We start from the raw sequence: 13,627 nt of genomic DNA, 5'->3' as shown, positions 1-13,627 counted from the left end.
GGCGACCGCGACACAGCCGGATGTCGACGGGTACGATCCCGCCGATTACGGGCTTCCCCAGGTCACTGGTATGCTTGCAAATCGACCGGCCGGACACACCTGTGCCCGGCCCACAAGTGGAGGCTCCGATCTCCCACCCGACCGACCGAGAGGTTGGCGGGTCCGGTCAGGCAGCGTTCTTCGGTGGATGGTTCTTCCGGACACCGAAGTGAGGCACGTGCTGCCCGATGCGCCCCGCGGTGTTCCGTGGCGGTGCTCCCGGTTTTGAGGAGCCCTGCCTGTGACCTGTATGGGGCGTTTTTTGCGTTCCTCGTGCAGGGGTCGGACGACACAGACGTTACGTGGCTGTCCGCCAGGCGGCCGCGTGGTGCAACCGAGGAGGCCCCATCAGCGCCGAGCCCCGCATCGTCGAGCCTCGCATCAACGACCGCATTCGCGTCCCCGAGGTGCGACTCGTCGGTCCCAGTGGTGAGCAGGTCGGCATCGTGCCGCTTGCCAAGGCCCTGGAGCTTGCGCAGGAATACGACCTCGACCTGGTCGAGGTCGCAGCGACCGCACGTCCGCCCGTGTGCAAGCTCATGGACTACGGGAAGTTCAAGTACGAATCGGCCATGAAGGCCCGTGAGGCGCGCAAGAACCAGGCGCACACGGTCATCAAGGAGATGAAACTCCGGCCGAAGATCGACCCGCACGACTACGACACCAAGAAGGGCCACGTCGTCCGCTTCCTGAAGCAGGGCGACAAGGTCAAGATCACGATCATGTTCCGTGGTCGCGAGCAGTCCCGCCCCGAGCTGGGCTTCCGGCTGCTGCAGCGACTGGCGTCCGACGTGGAGGAACTCGGCTTCATCGAGTCGAATCCGAAGCAGGACGGCCGAAACATGATCATGGTTCTCGGTCCTCACAAGAAGAAGACCGAAGCGATGGCCGAAGCCCGCGAGGCAGCGGCCGTTCGCAAGGCCGAGCGTCAGGGTTACGGCTCCGACGACGAGTCGGAAGAGCACGACGAGTCCTTCGACGGCACCGTCGAGAACTCCGAGGGTTCCGAGGAGTCCGCCGAGGCGCCGGTCGTCGAGGCGGCCGAGGAATCGGCCGAGAAGCCTGCCGACAAGCCGGTCGAGGACAACTGAGACCGCGTAAGGCCCCGGGGCACCGTTCCGGGATGGAAGACAGTACTGACGCTCTCCGTCCGCACCTGTTGCGGACGGGAGGGCCAGCGACGAGGAGACTACGGCGACATGCCGAAGAACAAGACGCACAGCGGTGCCAGCAAGCGCTTCAAGGTCACCGGCAGCGGCAAGATCATGCGTGAGCGCGCCGGCCGTCGTCACCTGCTCGAGCACAAGCCGTCGAGCAAGACGCGCCGCCTCGCCGGCACGGTCCAGCTCGCCAAGGCCGACACCAAGAAGATCAAGAAGCTTCTCGGCCTGTGACGGCCGCGCCCCATCGTCCGTGAGGACAACGAGGGGCGCGACGTCCAACCGGGATCCCATCGCTTTCGGGCCGCGTGAGTCCCCCCGCGGTCCCCTACAAGGAGTTATCAAGTGGCACGCGTCAAGAGGGCTGTAAACGCCCACAAGAAGCGCAGGGCAATCCTCGAAGCGGCGAAGGGTTACCGCGGTCAGCGTTCGCGCCTGTACCGCAAGGCCAAGGAGCAGGTCACCCACTCCCTGGTCTACAACTTCAACGACCGCAAGAAGCGCAAGGGCGACTTCCGTCGTCTGTGGATCCAGCGCATCAACGCCGCTGCCCGCCAGAACGACATGACGTACAACCGCCTCATCCAGGGTCTGAACGCCGCCAACATCGAGGTGGACCGCAAGATCCTCGCCGAGCTGGCCGTCAACGACCCCAACGCCTTCGCCGCGCTGGTCGAGGTCGCCAAGAAGGCGCTGCCCACGGACGTCAACGCGCCCAAGGCCGCCTGAGAACGACGCGACGGGGTGCTGCCGGGGTCGCCCCGAGTGACCCCCACGCAGTCCCCGGACCCGCAGGCTGAGCCTGCGGGTCCGTGTGCTGTCCCGGCGCCCAGGGACTACGTCACCTCCCGGATCCACCCCAGAAGCGAGCACTCCCCATGGCGAGCCCCGAGCCCGAGCTGACCTCCTTGCGATCCCCGCGTGTCACCGCGGCCCACCGCCTGGCCAAGCGCAGCTTCCGCGGCAAGGAGCGACGGTTCATCGCCGAGGGCCCGCAGGCGGTCAGGGAGGCCATCAGCCACCCCGGCGGCGCCGCCGGGCGGACGCTCATCGAGCTGTACGCGACCCTCGAGGCCGCCGAGCGGCATGCCGACATCGTCGCGGCCGCCCGCGCGATCGGCGCCCCGGTGCTCACCGCGGCCGACGAGGTCGTCGCCGAGATCTCCGACACCGTCACCCCGCAGGGCATCGTCGGCATCTGCCGCTTCCTGGACTCCCCGTTCGAGGAGATCCTGGCGTCCGCCCCGAAGCTCGTCGCGGTCCTCGCGCACGTCCGGGACCCCGGCAACGCCGGGACCGTGCTGCGCTGCGCGGACGCGGCCGGGGCCGACGCGGTGATCCTCACCGACGCCTCCGTCGACCTGTACAACCCCAAGTGCGTGCGTGCCTCGGTCGGCAGTCTCTTCCATCTGCCCGTCGCCGTCGGAGTGCCCGTCGAGAAGGCCGTCGCCGGTCTGCGCGCGGCCGGAGTGCGGCTGGTCGCCGCCGACGGCGCCGGTGTACGGGACCTGGACGCCGAACTCGACGAGGGCACCATGGGCGGCCCCACCGGCTGGATCTTCGGCAACGAGGCCTGGGGACTGCCGGAGGAGACCCGCGCACTCGCGGACGAGGTGGTGCGCGTCCCGATCCACGGCAAGGCCGAAAGTCTCAACCTCGCGACGGCCGCCGCGGTGTGCCTCTATGCCTCCGCCCGGGCGCAGCGTGCGCCCGGAGGGTGCCGCTCCGTCACATCCAGCTAGTAGGGTTGCGGCCCGGGGGCCCTGAGAAGGGGGGTGCGGAGATGGACGTCGCGGCTACCGAGAGCACCACGCCTGCCATGCTCGCCGGCTGGGCGGCGGGCCTGGGCGAGTACGGACTCACACCGGACGACCTTCCCGACGGACTCGTCGTCGCGGACGAGGACGGCCGGGTCATCTGCTTCAACTCCGCCGCCGCCCGGATCACCGCGCTGCACCCGGCCGATGTGCTGGGCGCGCCGATCGAGCGGGCGCTGCCGCTGGAGGACCTCGAAGGCCGCCGCTGGTGGTCGCTGACCGACCCGTACCAGGGGCTCGCGATCAGGGTGGGCCAGCCGGAACGGAATCTGCTGCTGCCCGGCGGCCGTGAGGTGCTGGTCTCCGCGCGCTATGTGCGCACCCACCCGACCGGTCCGGTCCGCCGGCTCGTCGTCGCCCTGCGCGGCACCGAGGCGCGGCGCCGTACCGAGCGCAGTCACGCGGAGCTGATCGCCACCGTCGCGCACGAGCTGCGCTCGCCCCTCACCTCGGTCAAGGGCTTCACCGCGACGCTGCTGGCCAAGTGGGAGCGGTTCACCGACGACCAGAAGAAACTGATGCTGGAGACCGTCGACCAGGACGCCAACCGCGTCACCCGGCTGATCGCCGAGCTGCTCGACATCTCCCGGATCGACTCCGGCCGCCTGGAGGTGCGCCGCCAGCCGGTCGACATCGCCGCGATGGTCCAGCGGCATGTGGACTCGCATGTGGCCGCCGGGCAGTCCAGGGAGCGCTTCCGGGTCGACGTCACCCAGCCGCTGCCCGCCCTGTGGGCCGATCCCGACAAGATCGACCAGATCCTCGGCAACCTGCTGGAAAATGCGGTGCGGCACGGCGAGGGACAGGTCACCATCGAGGTGGCACCCGCCGTTCTGGGCGCCCCCGACAAGGACCGCGCGGAAGGTACGGCACTGACGGTGAGCGACGAGGGCCCCGGCATCCCCGAGGAGTCGATGAGCCGCGTCTTCACCCGCTTCTGGCGGGGGAGCAAGCGCGGCGGCACCGGCCTGGGCCTGTACATCGTCAAGGGCATCGTCGAGGCGCACGGCGGGACGATCGCGGTCGGCCGGGCTCCCGGCGGCGGCGCCCAGTTCCGGTTTATTCTGCCCGTCGGGGCGCCGGCGTTCATGGCCTGAGCCATGGCCCTGCTCGGTCCGATGGGCGTGACCGGCCAATCAGCGCGGCCCCAGTAGACTCGACCCTTGGCATGTGTCCGGTCGGGCAGGCCGCTCACAGCACCCAATTCGGAACGGGAAGAGATGTCGGCACCGAACAAGTCGTACGACCCTGTCGAGGTCGAGGCACTGAAACCCGAAGAGATCGAGCGCATGCGGGACGAGGCGCTCGCCGCCATCGCCGCGGCCGCCGGCCTCGACGAGCTGCGCGAGGTCAAGGTGGCACACACCGGTGACCGGTCGCCGCTCGCCCTCGCGAACCGTGAGATCGGCGCGCTGCCGCCGCACGCGAAGGCGGAGGCCGGCAAGCGCGTCGGCCAGGCCCGCGGCGGGGTGAACAAGGCGCTGGCCGCCCGCCAGGCCGAGCTGGAGGCCGAGCGCGACGCCCGGGTGCTGGTCGAGGAGGCAGTGGACGTCACGCTGCCCTACGACCGGGTCCCGGCCGGTGCCCGGCACCCGCTCACCACGCTCTCGGACCGCATCGAGGACATCTTCGTGGCCATGGGCTACGAGGTCGCCGAAGGCCCCGAGATCGAGGCCGAGTGGTTCAACTTCGACGCCCTGAACTTCCCGCCGGACCACCCGGCCCGCGAGATGCAGGACACCTTCTTCGTCCAGCCGCTGGCCGGCGGCTCCGACGGGGACTCCGCGGAGTCGGGTGTGGTGCTGCGCACGCACACCTCCCCGGTGCAGATCCGTTCGATGATCGACCGCGAGCCGCCGGTCTACGTGATCTGCCCCGGCCGGGTCTACCGGACCGACGAGCTGGACGCCACGCACACCCCGGTCTTCGCCCAGGTCGAGCTGCTCGCCATCGACGAGGGCCTGACCATGGCCGACCTCAAGGGCACGCTGGACCACATGGTCCGTGCGCTGTTCGGCAGTGACCTCACCACCCGGCTGCGGCCCGCGTACTTCCCGTTCACCGAGCCGTCCGCCGAGATGGACATGCAGTGCTTCGCGTGCCGCGGCGAGTCGGCCGTCAACCCGGACCGCCCCTGCCGGACCTGCTCCTCCGAGGGCTGGATCGAGCTGGGCGGCTGCGGCATGGTCAACCCGCGGGTGCTCACCGCGTGCGGCGTCGACCCCCGGAAGTACAGCGGTTTCGCGTTCGGTTTCGGCATCGAGCGGTTGCTGATGTTCCGTCACAACATCGCGGACATGCGAGACATCATCGAGGGTGACGTGCGTTTCACCCTTCCGTTCGGGATGGAGATCTGATGCGGATCCCGCTTTCTTGGCTGCGGGAGTACGTCGACCTGCCCGCCGGCGAAACCGGCCGTGACGTCCAGGCCAAGCTCATTTCCTCCGGCCTCGAGGTCGAGACCGTCGAGCAGCTCGGCGCCGGCCTCACCGGCCCGCTGGTGGTCGGCAAGGTCCTCACCATCGAGGAGCTGGAGGGCTTCAAGAAGCCGATCCGCTTCTGCACGGTCGACGTCGGCACCGCCAACGGCACCGGTGAGCCGCAGGAGATCGTCTGCGGCGCCCGGAACTTCGCCGTCGGCGACAAGGTCGTCGTCGTACTGCCCGGCGCGACGCTGCCCGGCGACTTCAAGATCGCCGCACGCAAGACGTACGGCAGGACCTCGCACGGCATGATCTGCTCGGCCGCCGAGCTGGGCATGGGCGACGACCACGACGGCATCATCGTGCTCCCGCCGGAGCACGAGGCCGGCACCGACGCGATCGCGCTGCTGGAGCTCGTCGACGAGGTGCTCGACATCGCCGTCACCCCGGACCGGGGCTACTGCCTGTCGATGCGCGGTGTCGCCCGCGAGACCGCCATCGCCTACGGGATCTCGCTCAGCGACCCCGCGCTCCTCGACGTGCCGCCGCCGAACGCGTTCGGCTACCCGGTCCAGGTCGGCGACCCGTTCGGCTGCGACCGCTTCACCGCCCGCACCGTGGTCGGCCTGGACCCCGAGGCCCGCTCCCCGATCTGGCTGCAGCGCAGGCTGCAGAAAGCCGGCATGCGGCCGATCAGCCTGGCCGTGGACGTCACCAACTACGTGATGCTCGAGCTCGGCCAGCCGCTGCACGCCTACGACAGGACCCGGGTCGACGGACCGATCGGCGTCCGCCGCGCACAGCCCGGCGAGAAGCTCACCACGCTCGACGGCGCCCAGCGGGTGCTGGACGCCGAGGACCTGGTGATCACCGACAACAGCGGTGTGATCGGCCTGGCCGGTGTCATGGGCGGGGCCAACACCGAGATCGCGGACGCGGTCCGCGACGAGACGACGGGCGAGGTGCGCGGCACCACCGACGTCGTCATCGAGGCCGCGCACTTCGAGCCGGTCGCCATCTCCCGCACCGCCCGCCGGCACAAGCTGTCCTCCGAGGCGTCCAAGCGCTTCGAGCGCGGCACCGACCCGCAGACCACCTCGGCCGCCGCACAGCGCACCGCCGACCTGCTGGTGCTGCTCGCGGGCGGCACCGCGGAGGCCGGCGTCACGGAGATCATCTCCCCGTCCGCGCCGCGCACCATCTCCATCCCGGCCGACCACCCGGACCGCGTCGCGGGCACCGAGTACGGCCGCGAGACCGTGGTGCGCCGGCTGCAGCAGGTCGGCTGTGACGTCTACGGCTCCGACGAGCTCGTCGTCACCGTGCCCAGCTGGCGCCCGGACCTCACCGACCCGAACGACCTCGCGGAAGAGGTCATCCGGCTCGAGGGGTACGAGAACCTGCCGTCGACGCTGCCCAAGCTGCCGTCCGGCCGCGGTCTGACCGGATCGCAGCAGCTGCGCCGCCGGACCGGCCGGGCGCTGGCCGGAGCCGGCTACGTCGAGGTGCAGAACACGCCGTTCCTCGGCGAGGCCGCCTTCGACCAGCTCGGCCTGGAGGCGGACGACCCGCGCCGCCGCACCGTCAAGCTCGTCAACCCGCTCTCCGACGAGGAACCGGCGATGCGCACGACGCTGCTGCCGGGGCTGCTGGCCACGCTGCGCCGCAACATCGGACGGGGCTCGCACGACCTGGCCCTGTTCGAGACCGGTCTGGTCTTCCGGCCCACCGGCGCCGAGCCGGCGCCGCCGCGGCTGCCGGTCGACCGCCGGCCCACCGACGAGGAGATCGCGGCCCTGAACGCCGCGCTGCCCGAGCAGCCGCGCCGGGTCGCCGTCGCCCTGTCCGGCGCGCGCGAGCAGGCCGGCTGGTGGGGCAAGGGCACCGCCGCGAGCTGGGCGGACGCCATCGAGGCCGGCCGCACCGTCGCCCGCGAGGCCGGGGTCGAGCTGATCGTCCGCCAGGACCAGCACGCCCCGTTCCACCCGGGCCGCTGCGCGGCGCTGCTCGCCGTCGTGGACGGTGAGGAGCTCCTCGTCGGCCATGCCGGTGAACTGCACCCGCGGGTCGTCAAGGCGCTGCACCTGCCGGACCAGACCTCCGCGATGGAGCTCGACCTGGACCGCGTGGAGCGGGCGTCCTCCGGCCCGGTGCCGGCACCCCGGGTGTCCACCTTCCCGGTGGCCACCCAGGATGTCGCCCTGATCACCGACGCGTCCGTACCGGCCGCCGAGGTGGAGGCCGCACTGCGCACCGGTGCCGGTGAACTGCTGGAATCGCTGCGGCTGTTCGACATCTACACCGGCGAGCAGGTCGGCGAGGGCAAGAAGTCCCTGGCCTACGCCCTGCGCTTCCGGGCCGCCGACCGCACGCTGACGGCCGAGGAGACGACCACCGCCCGCGACGCCGCCGTCGCCGCGGCCACCGCGGCCACCGGCGCGGTGCTGCGCGGCGCGTGACAGTGGCCCTTCGGGCCTGACCGAACGCCGATGGGGCGCACCCGGATCTCCGGGTGCGCCCCATTCGTCGGTCCGGGCCCGGCGGGGGGCACGGTCGTACGGTTATCGCTCACGGGATTCGGGCCGGTCCAGGATGCGCAGCCAGCTGCCGTCCGGCTGGCGGCGCGCCACCTGGGCGCGGCCGCCGGTCCCGTCGGCGGACCGGGTGGCGGTCAGCGCCAGATCGCCGTTGACCAGGGTGGGCAGCGACTCCTCCAGCGTGAAGCGCGGTGCCTGCCGCAGCAGTTGCTCGATGACGCCGCGGATCGCCTCCCGGCCGACGGTCTCGCTGCCGAGCGGGAACCCCAGCACGGCGTCCGGCTCGTAGAGCGCGGCGACTCCCTCGGCGTCGCCCGCGTTCGCCCGCTCCACGAACAGCCGGGCCAGGTCCTCCGGTTGTGCGGCGGCTTCGCGTGTGGTGGTCATGGTCGCTCGCTCTCTTCGCGTGGGTCACTGGTCGATTGGTTTCTCCTCTCCCATGGTGCGACGCCATCGAGCAGAAGTCGAAGAGATGGATCGTATGAGCGGCAGAAGTATCGGTTATGGGTAAGCGCTTGTCCTCGTGCGGAGGTTTCTTCGCTCGATCGGGTGATTCTGCAGGGCTGGGTGTCGTGGGAGGTGCACGGATCGACAGAATCGGTCGCGACGCGGGGGCCCGATCCCTGTGGGGGCGGTTCCGTCGCCGACCGCGCCAAACGGCTGCGAGGGGGAGCCGGCGGGATGATCCGTATCAGAGCAGTTCTCGGGGTGCCGTACGGCACCCCGGCCGTGCTGATGTACGTGCTGCCCGGTGTCTGGATCGCGCTGGTGCTGGTGGTCGCGGTGGTGGCGCCCGACGGGGTGAGCCCGCTGCCGGCGCTCGCCGTGGCGCCCGCCATCGCGTGCGTGGGCAGCGGTCAGCGGCAGTGTGTACTGGTCAGCGGTGTCATCGCGCTCGTGGCGCTGGTGGCGGGGCTGGTGGGCCAGGGCGTCCGTGAGGTGCAGGAGCGGCTCGGCACCGGGGTGGCGGTGCTCGCCGTGGTGGCGCTGTGTTTCTGGATGGCCGGCCGCCGGGCGGTGCTGGCGGCGGAGCTGGAGCGCACCCGGGAGATCGCCGTCGCCGCCCAGCGGGTGCTGCTGCGGCCGCTGCCGCCGCGGGTGAACGGCTATGCGGTGGCGGGCGAGTACCTCTCCGCGAGCCTGGGCGCGCGGGTCGGCGGCGACCTGTACGAGGTGCTGGCCACGCCGTACGGGCTGCGCGCGGTGCTCGGTGATGTCCGGGGCCATGGGCTGGCCGCGATCGACTCGGTCGCCGCGCTGCTCGGCAGCTTCCGGGAGGCCGCGCACGACGAGCCCGAGCTGACCGGGGTGCTGTCCCGGCTGGACCGCTCGCTCCACCGCCATCTGCGGCAGCGTTCGTGCGCGGAGCACCCGGCGGTGGCGGACACCGAGTCGCAGAACCCGGTCGCCGAGGAGTTCGTCACCCTGCTGTTGGTGCAGTTGGGCGACGACGGGAAGCTGGAGACGGTCAACTGCGGTCATCCGCAGCCCTTTGTGACCGGGCCGTACGCGACCGGCGAGCGCCCGCGGCCGCTCGCGGTGGGGGAACCGCTGCCCCCGCTGGGCCTGTTGGACGACGGCGACCGGGCGGCGCCGGCCCATCGCGGCGTGCTGCTGCCCGGCCAGGCCCTGGTGCTCTACACCGACGGGCTGCAGGACGCCCGCAACGCGTCCGGGACGTTCTTCCCGCTCCCCGAAGCCGTGGCGGCCGCGGCCGCCACCGCGCGGATCGGCGGCGCACTGGCCGCCGCGCCCTTCGCCCGCGCGCTGAGCGCCGCGGCCCTGCGGCACACCGGCGGCCGGCCGGCCGACGACATGGCCCTGCTCGTCCTGCTCCGCGATGTGGCCCGCGTCCCGCTGCGGAACCGTTCCGCCGCACTGTCGGGAACGCCGCGCCGCTGAGCCGCTCCAGGGCCGCGGGCTACGGTGGCGGGTGGTCCCGGTAAGTCGTACTTTGCGGATATCTCTCGTCTTCGCAAGGACGCCAGGGACGCAACGGAACGAGGTGTTCGCAGTGGCCGGTGAGTTCGAGGTCTACCAGGACAAGGCCGACAAGTGGAGGTTCCGTCTCAAGGCGGGCAACGGCGAGATCATCGCGGTGGGTGAGGCGTACGAGTCCACGTCCGGCGCGATGAACGGGGTGGACTCCGTCAAGCGGAACGCCGGTGACGCCGCGGTGCAGGAAGTCGCCGGCACGAAGAAGCAGTAGTCGGGGTCCGGCGCGGCGGGCAGGCACTCGGCACAGGCCCAGACGGGATAGTCGCCGCCCTCACGCGGGCGCAGCGTGCCGACCCGTGTCGTCCCGGCGCCGCTCGCCGCGCAGCGGAAGCATGTACCGGTCACGGTCGGCCTCCCAGAGATCGTCGCGGACCGCACCACCCGTCCTGCCGCGGTGTGCCTGGCAACGCAGGGCGGGCGGTGCGGGGTGGGCCGCCGCCAATGCACGAGGGGGAGTCGGCGACCCGGGGCACAGTCAATCCCGCCGCCAACTCCCGGGGGAGCGTGTGCGACCGGCATATGCGGGTGCTCCGCTCACACCCCGTGTGAACGGGCTGGTACTACGCTGCGCGCAGTGGGCGAAACCAGGGGGACCGGATGGAACCCAACACGCTGTTCGACGCCGTCCTCGACGAGGCGGGTGCCTCCCATGCGGGGCTGGCCGCCCGGATCAACGCACTCGGCCGGGCCCGGGGAATGCCGCTCCGCTACGACCGCACCGCGGTGACCCGCTGGATCAAGGGCCAGCGGCCCCGCGGCGAGGTGCCCGATCTGATCCGCGAGGTGCTCGGCGGCCTGGTGCAACGCCCGCTGACCCTCGCCGACATCGGGATGGACCGGGGAGCCGTGGCCCAGACGGCGGGTACCCCGCTGACGGGTTTCGTGGAACGCGCCACGGCGTTATGGCGTGCCGACGAACAGCAGCGACCCCATGTGCGCACCGCGCCCGTACTGACCGGGCCCAAGGCGGTCATGCCGCTGTGGGAGTGGGAGAACCCGCCCGAGGACATGGACGTCTCCCGGACCGGGGTGCAGCGGGTGGCCGGCGCGGACGTGGCCATGCTGCACGCCGCCCGCGCGCACTACGAGGAGCTGTACCGGGGAGCGGGCGGCGTGGCGACCCGGGACCGCGTCGTCGGGTTCCTCAACGCCCAGGCCGCGCCGCTGCTGCGCGGCCGCTACTCCGATCCCCTCGGCCGGCAGCTGCACCGCGCGGTCGGGGCGCTCGTCGGGATCGCCGGGATCTGCGCCTACGACACCGACGCGCACGGGCTCGCGCAGCGCTACTTCCACCAGTCACTGCGGCTGGCCAAGGCGTCCGGGGACCGGGGGCTGGGCGCCTGCGTGGTGGGCATGCTGGTCTACCAGTCGCTCCATCTGCGGGACTACCGGCAGGCGGTGGCGTTCGCGGAGGCGGCGCTGCGCACGGCGGGCCACAACGCCACTCCCGCGCTGGCGGCGGATCTGTACGCGATGCAGGCCAAGGCGTACGGGCGGCTCGGCGACCGGCCCAGCGCCCACCGCTGCGGCCGGCTCGCCGAGACCGCGGAGCAGCGGATCAGGACCGAGGACGAGCCCGCGGAGACCGCCTACGTCCAACCGGGGCTGGTGGACGTGCAGTTGGCGGAGGCGTTCCTGAGCCTCGGTGAGCTGCGGCCCGCCCTCGAACACGCCGTCCAGGCGGTGAGTTCCCCGTCGCACGCCCGGGGACGGGTGCACCGGCTGGCCGTGCTGACCCATGTGGAGCTGCGCCGGGGCGAGGCCGATCACGCCGCGACGCTGGCGGTCCGGATGGTGGAGCAGGGGCGGGGTATGGAATCGCAGCGTCTGCGCGACCGGTTCGCGGCGGTCCGCGGCCATCTGGCCGCCTACGACAGCGTGCTGGCGGTCCAGGCCGCAGGGCTCATCGACGAGCTGCTCCGCGTTCCGTTGTGACGCTCACGCGAGCTGCGATGTTGTCACCATCCGAAAGGAAGGTGGCGGAATCGTGCAATGGAAGAACCTTAGTGAGCGAACTGTGTACAGAAACCGCTGGATGCGCGTCAATCTCGCAGATGTCGAACTCCCCGACGGGCGTCATCTCAACCACTACCTGATCAGGCTGCGGCCGGTCGCGCTGGCCACCGCCGTCAACGAGGCGAACGAGGTGCTGCTGCTGTGGCGGCACCGGTTCATCACCGACAGCTGGGGTTGGGAGCTCGCGGCCGGGGTCGTCGAGGACGGCGAGGACATCGAGACGGCGGCGGCCAGGGAGATGCTGGAGGAGACCGGCTGGCGACCGGGGCGGCTGCAGCACCTGCTGACCGTCGAACCCTCCAACGGCCTGACCGACGCACGCCACTTCGTCTACTGGTCGGAGGAGGCGGAGTACGTCGGTCATCCGGAGGACGACTTCGAGTCGGACCGGCGGGAGTGGGTGCCGCTCAAGACCGTGCCGGACATGGTCGCGCGGGGTGAGGTCCCCGCGTCGAACATGGCCGCCGCGCTGCTGATGCTGCATCATCTGCGCCTGGGGTGATGTTCGCGGCCGAGCAGGCTGTTCAGGACGTGGAGTGCGGCCGCCCGCCGTGCGGGTCTGCGGGACCACACGGCGGGTGCGGCGGCGCCGATCAGCAGCAGGAGGGAGAGGGCGGCGACGGCGACCGCGGGCACCAGCGCGCGGCGTCCACCGACGACGATGGTGAGCGTGCTGAGAGGGAGGCTGAGGATCACGGGGGAGAGTGCTCTATGGGGATGGTCCGGTCTCATGTAAAAATAGTGAAGCACTTGAGAGACGTTTCGTCTACGAATTGGGACGGTGGGCATGGTGGGCAGTGAACGCCACGATCAGCTGTCCCGGTTGGTCCAGGAGGCGCAGACGGCCGGGGACTCGTACCAGGACCTCGCCGACCGGGCCATCGACCCGGTGACCGGGGCCACCGTCTCCAAGCCGTATCTGCACAAGCTCGCCCGCGGCCAGGTCGCCACCGCTCCCGGCCCCGTCCAGCTGCGCGCCATCGCCGCCGCGCTGCGCCGGCCGGCCGCCCTCGTGCAGCGGGCCGCCGCCGAGCAGTTCCTCGGCTGGGTCTCGGACGAGGTGCAGGGCTACGACGACGACATGCGCGTCATCGTCACCTACGCGGAGGCCATGCCGCCCGCGGAGCGCCGACGGCTGCGCGCCACGGTCGAGGCGTGGGAGCGGGCGCGGGCCGAGGAGCGGTAGCCGCCGGAAGGTGCGCTGCGGGGCGGTCGCGGAGGCTCGCTCGCGGGGTCGGATTCCCTTGCGGTTGTTGGCCGGTACAGCTGTTGTCGGGGTGCGGACCCGGCGGTACGTTGCCCTGTGACGCGCATCCGGTGCCTGGATTCGGCCGGCCGCGCGTGCCATCGATGGGGAATACCGTGATCCGGATCGTCTATCTCCTGGCCCCTCTCGAACCCGATGTCGGCGCGGTCGTCCGCGAACGCCGCGGCCGGGTCGAGGTCTATCTCTCCGACCGCCATCACACCCGTGACGGAGTCGCGGCCCTCAACAGCGCCTCCGAGGAGCTCCTCGCGGCAGGGCACTGGTTCCAGCTCTGGAAGGGCGAGATCGTGTCCATCCGGTCGCCCGAGCACTGACCGGGCGGCCGGGCCGCGGGCCGGGGCGGCGCGGGCAGCGCGCCGCCCCGGCCGCC

Annotated in this window: 15 protein-coding genes; 13 read left to right on the top strand and 2 right to left on the bottom strand. The window is 71.5% G+C overall.

Annotated features, from left to right (window positions below; all coding sequences use genetic code 11):
- Positions 1–341: 341 nt before the first annotated feature.
- From infC to pheT, 7 genes are all read left to right on the top strand, one after another.
- Positions 342–1,130, top strand: coding sequence for a translation initiation factor IF-3 (gene infC / locus O3W51_RS22975; RefSeq protein ID WP_138354850.1), 789 nt, complete (start codon positions 342–344; stop codon positions 1,128–1,130).
- A 108-nt stretch (positions 1,131–1,238) separates the two neighbouring features.
- Entirely contained in the window at positions 1,239–1,433 is a 195-nt protein-coding gene (gene rpmI / locus O3W51_RS22970; RefSeq protein ID WP_138354851.1) for a 50S ribosomal protein L35, read from the top strand.
- 111 nt (positions 1,434–1,544) lie between these two features.
- The gene (gene rplT / locus O3W51_RS22965; RefSeq protein ID WP_138354852.1) at positions 1,545–1,928 is read left to right on the top strand and encodes a 50S ribosomal protein L20; all 384 of its coding nucleotides are present in this window, start codon (positions 1,545–1,547) and stop codon (positions 1,926–1,928) included.
- A 149-nt stretch (positions 1,929–2,077) separates the two neighbouring features.
- The gene (locus O3W51_RS22960) at positions 2,078–2,941 is read left to right on the top strand and encodes a TrmH family RNA methyltransferase (protein WP_164297062.1); all 864 of its coding nucleotides are present in this window, start codon (positions 2,078–2,080) and stop codon (positions 2,939–2,941) included.
- Positions 2,942–2,982: 41 nt separating this feature from the next.
- The gene (locus O3W51_RS22955; protein WP_187144812.1) at positions 2,983–4,113 is read left to right on the top strand and encodes a sensor histidine kinase; all 1,131 of its coding nucleotides are present in this window, start codon (positions 2,983–2,985) and stop codon (positions 4,111–4,113) included.
- Between the two features lie 123 nt (positions 4,114–4,236).
- Positions 4,237–5,373 carry a phenylalanine--tRNA ligase subunit alpha gene (gene pheS / locus O3W51_RS22950; RefSeq protein ID WP_138354854.1) on the top strand — a complete coding sequence of 379 codons (1,137 nt, stop codon included), beginning with the start codon at positions 4,237–4,239 and terminating at the stop codon, positions 5,371–5,373.
- Entirely contained in the window at positions 5,373–7,898 is a 2,526-nt protein-coding gene (gene pheT, locus O3W51_RS22945; protein ID WP_269287254.1) for a phenylalanine--tRNA ligase subunit beta, read from the top strand. The genes pheS and pheT overlap by 1 nt, the downstream gene beginning before the upstream one ends.
- Positions 7,899–8,000: 102 nt before the next feature.
- Here pheT and O3W51_RS22940 read toward each other — a convergent pair whose 3' ends face one another.
- The gene (locus O3W51_RS22940; protein WP_138354856.1) at positions 8,001–8,363 is read right to left on the bottom strand and encodes a YybH family protein; all 363 of its coding nucleotides are present in this window, start codon (positions 8,361–8,363) and stop codon (positions 8,001–8,003) included.
- A 294-nt stretch (positions 8,364–8,657) separates the two neighbouring features.
- Between O3W51_RS22940 and O3W51_RS22935 the strand changes: the two genes are divergently transcribed.
- From O3W51_RS22935 to O3W51_RS22920, 4 genes are all read left to right on the top strand, one after another.
- Positions 8,658–9,878 (top strand): PP2C family protein-serine/threonine phosphatase, encoded by a 1,221-nt coding sequence (locus tag O3W51_RS22935; protein WP_232485982.1) that lies wholly within the window; start codon positions 8,658–8,660, stop codon positions 9,876–9,878.
- A gap of 112 nt (positions 9,879–9,990) precedes the next feature.
- Positions 9,991–10,185, top strand: coding sequence for a YegP family protein (locus O3W51_RS22930; protein WP_138354857.1), 195 nt, complete (start codon positions 9,991–9,993; stop codon positions 10,183–10,185).
- Positions 10,186–10,571: 386 nt separating this feature from the next.
- Positions 10,572–11,909 carry a transcriptional regulator gene (locus O3W51_RS22925; protein ID WP_269287251.1) on the top strand — a complete coding sequence of 446 codons (1,338 nt, stop codon included), beginning with the start codon at positions 10,572–10,574 and terminating at the stop codon, positions 11,907–11,909.
- 100 nt (positions 11,910–12,009) lie between these two features.
- On the top strand, positions 12,010–12,492 hold the full coding sequence (locus O3W51_RS22920; protein ID WP_203674525.1) for an NUDIX hydrolase: 483 nt from the start codon (positions 12,010–12,012) through the stop codon (positions 12,490–12,492).
- Here O3W51_RS22920 and O3W51_RS22915 read toward each other — a convergent pair.
- A complete protein-coding gene (locus O3W51_RS22915; protein ID WP_187144811.1) occupies positions 12,474–12,722 on the bottom strand; it encodes a hypothetical protein in 249 nt (82 codons plus the stop codon). The genes O3W51_RS22920 and O3W51_RS22915 overlap by 19 nt on opposite strands.
- Before the next feature lie 55 nt (positions 12,723–12,777).
- On the opposite strand from O3W51_RS22915, the gene O3W51_RS22910 reads away from it, so the two are divergent.
- Both O3W51_RS22910 and O3W51_RS22905 read left to right on the top strand, forming a co-directional pair.
- The gene (locus O3W51_RS22910; protein WP_138354861.1) at positions 12,778–13,176 is read left to right on the top strand and encodes a hypothetical protein; all 399 of its coding nucleotides are present in this window, start codon (positions 12,778–12,780) and stop codon (positions 13,174–13,176) included.
- 176 nt (positions 13,177–13,352) lie between these two features.
- The gene (locus O3W51_RS22905) at positions 13,353–13,571 is read left to right on the top strand and encodes a hypothetical protein (protein ID WP_164297049.1); all 219 of its coding nucleotides are present in this window, start codon (positions 13,353–13,355) and stop codon (positions 13,569–13,571) included.
- The last annotated feature ends 56 nt before the right edge of the window (positions 13,572–13,627 follow it).

This window comes from Streptomyces sp. H39-C1 (genome assembly GCF_027158125.1).
GTDB classification, from domain to species: domain Bacteria; phylum Actinomycetota; class Actinomycetes; order Streptomycetales; family Streptomycetaceae; genus Actinacidiphila; species Actinacidiphila fildesensis.
The sequence above is the reverse complement of the archived record's forward strand: the minus strand, read 5'-3'. Positions and strand labels throughout refer to the sequence as shown.

What these genes read in the sequence shown, in the direction of transcription:
- rpmI (WP_138354851.1), top strand. Translation starts at nt 1,239, where the DNA reads ATGCCGAAGAACAAGACGCACAGCGGTGCCAGCAAGCGCTTCAAGGTC.
- O3W51_RS22960 (WP_164297062.1), top strand. Translation starts at nt 2,078, where the DNA reads ATGGCGAGCCCCGAGCCCGAGCTGACCTCCTTGCGATCCCCGCGTGTC.
- O3W51_RS22955 (WP_187144812.1), top strand. Translation starts at nt 2,983, where the DNA reads ATGGACGTCGCGGCTACCGAGAGCACCACGCCTGCCATGCTCGCCGGC.
- pheS (WP_138354854.1), top strand. Translation starts at nt 4,237, where the DNA reads ATGTCGGCACCGAACAAGTCGTACGACCCTGTCGAGGTCGAGGCACTG.
- pheT (WP_269287254.1), top strand. Translation starts at nt 5,373, where the DNA reads ATGCGGATCCCGCTTTCTTGGCTGCGGGAGTACGTCGACCTGCCCGCC.
- O3W51_RS22940 (WP_138354856.1), bottom strand. Translation starts at nt 8,363, where the DNA reads ATGACCACCACACGCGAAGCCGCCGCACAACCGGAGGACCTGGCCCGG.
- O3W51_RS22935 (WP_232485982.1), top strand. Translation starts at nt 8,658, where the DNA reads ATGATCCGTATCAGAGCAGTTCTCGGGGTGCCGTACGGCACCCCGGCC.
- O3W51_RS22925 (WP_269287251.1), top strand. Translation starts at nt 10,572, where the DNA reads ATGGAACCCAACACGCTGTTCGACGCCGTCCTCGACGAGGCGGGTGCC.
- O3W51_RS22920 (WP_203674525.1), top strand. Translation starts at nt 12,010, where the DNA reads ATGCGCGTCAATCTCGCAGATGTCGAACTCCCCGACGGGCGTCATCTC.
- O3W51_RS22915 (WP_187144811.1), bottom strand. Translation starts at nt 12,722, where the DNA reads ATGAGACCGGACCATCCCCATAGAGCACTCTCCCCCGTGATCCTCAGC.
- O3W51_RS22910 (WP_138354861.1), top strand. Translation starts at nt 12,778, where the DNA reads ATGGTGGGCAGTGAACGCCACGATCAGCTGTCCCGGTTGGTCCAGGAG.